At 63.8% G+C, this 1,485-nt stretch carries 1 protein-coding gene; it reads right to left on the bottom strand.

Going from position 1 to position 1,485, the window contains the following annotated elements; translation table 11 throughout:
* Window positions 1-219: 219 nt before the first annotated feature.
* Window positions 220-1,437: a deoxyguanosinetriphosphate triphosphohydrolase gene (locus EOA29_RS36240; protein WP_126093395.1), complete on the bottom strand. Its 1,218-nt coding sequence runs from the start codon at window positions 1,435-1,437 to the stop codon at window positions 220-222.
* Window positions 1,438-1,485 lie beyond the last annotated feature (48 nt).

Below are 1,485 nucleotides of genomic sequence, written 5' to 3'. Positions count from 1 at the left end.
GGCTTTTACGATCCGCGCGTTGAAATCGGCGAAGATATTCATCGGGTATGCTCTGGAAAATTGGTTATCGGACCGCCCGGAAGAGTCCGCTTCGAAACTCGCCCCGATGAGTCAGATGGCGTGGCTTTCGAGAACCGGAGCGGACATTTAAGTCCGTGAGCACCGGAAGCGGAGAAAGTCGCGTCAGATGGCCGCCAGGGTAGAGTTTCGAAGCGGGCTCTAGCTCAAATCGGGCGTATGGTCAAACAATCGCCTGTGCTCCTTGAGCGCATAGGTGTCGGTCATGCCTGCCAGGAAGTCCGCAACGCTGCGCGCCTTGATGCGATCTTCAGCGCGGTCGAGCCCTTCGCGCCATCCGTCGGGCATGGCGCGCGGATCGGCGAAATAGACATCGAACAGGTCGCGAACGATCCGTTCGGCGTCGGCCCGCACACGCATCACTTCGGCATGCCGATAGAGATGCTTGTAGAGAAAGGCCTTCAACTCCTTCTCTTCGGCAGCCATGCTTGCGGAGAAGGTGACCATCGTCTCGCCCGCCGCCCTCACCGCATCCGCGCTCTCCGGCTTGAGGCGCTCGATATTGGCGGTGGCGGAAGCAATCACATCCTCCACCATCAACGTGATCTGCCGGCGCATCAGCTCGTGGCCGGTGCGCACGTCATCGAGCTGCGGGTAGCGGGCGCGCACGCCCTTCAGGATCGAGCCCGGCAGGCCGACGTCCTCCAGCATGTCCAGCGTCAGGAAGCCGGAGCGCAGGCCGTCATCGATGTCATGGCTGTTGTAGGCAATGTCGTCGGCGATCGCCGCGCACTGCGCCTCGATGCCGGCGAAGCGGTCGAGCTCGAGGTCGTGCAGTTCGGAGTAATCGCGGATCGCCTGCGGCACGGGACCCTTGAGCCCTTTCCCGCTTGCGTCGGTCAGCGGCCCATTGTGCTTGACCAGCCCCTCCAGCGTTTCCCAGGTGAGGTTCAGCCCGTCGAAATCGGCGTAACGCCGCTCGAGCCTGGTGACGATGCGCAGCGACTGCGCATTGTGGTCGAACCCGCCCCAGGCAGCCATCTTCTCGTTCAGCGCCTCCTCGCCGGTATGGCCGAAGGGCGTATGGCCGAAATCATGGACCAGGGCGACGGCTTCGGCGAGGTCCTCGTCGCCGCGCAGCGCCCGCGCCAAGGCGCGGGCGATCTGCGCCACCTCGATCGAATGCGTCAGCCTGGTGCGATAGTGGTCGCCTTCATGCGCGACGAACACCTGCGTCTTATGTTTCAGCCGGCGAAAGGCGGTGGAATGGATGATGCGGTCGCGGTCGCGCTGGAACGGCGTGCGGGTCGGGCTTTCGGGCTCGTCGAACAGCCGGCCGCGCGACCGCGCCGGATCGCTCGCATAGACGGCGCGCGGCCGATAGCCGAATCCGATATCGCCGAGAGCGTCCTTGCTCATTCGCCCACCAGTTGACTTGCCCCCGCCCGCTTCATACCTATCATGGGA

It is taken from the genome of Mesorhizobium sp. M1E.F.Ca.ET.063.01.1.1, assembly GCF_003998155.1.
Classification (GTDB): domain Bacteria; phylum Pseudomonadota; class Alphaproteobacteria; order Rhizobiales; family Rhizobiaceae; genus Mesorhizobium.
Note: the sequence above shows the minus strand (reverse complement) of the source record. Positions and strands in the feature narration are given on the sequence as shown.